The organism is Aquabacterium parvum (assembly GCF_001447195.1).
GTDB classification, from domain to species: domain Bacteria; phylum Pseudomonadota; class Gammaproteobacteria; order Burkholderiales; family Burkholderiaceae_C; genus Aquabacterium; species Aquabacterium parvum.
On sequence record NZ_LFRI01000527.1, the window covers coordinates 1 to 273 of the forward strand.

Below are 273 nucleotides of genomic sequence, written 5' to 3' on the forward strand. Positions count from 1 at the left end.
ACCAAACAGCGCCCACAACACCATCGAGCACAGAGCCGCGACCACGTTGCCGGCGTTTCCATAGCTCGCGCTGGGCTCTATGAAGGTGCTTAAAGCGTTCAGCCAGGTCATCACCGTTCTTCACCGTCAAAGTCACAAAAAAAGGCCTCAGAGCCGTTTTCTCGGCTCGGATGACCTCCCACCTATCCAAGTAGGCTTTCATCGACTTAGCGCCCCGTCTAATGGCACACAGAGGGCAAAGCAGGTGCTTCATGCAGAAGCTGGCCGCATGCA

Annotated in this window: 1 protein-coding gene; it reads right to left on the reverse strand. The window is 56.0% G+C overall.

Annotation, left to right across the window (positions count from 1 at the left end):
* Positions 1-273: protein rep (locus ABG80_RS23060; protein WP_160322612.1), on the reverse strand; the 273-nt coding region annotated here is incomplete at both ends.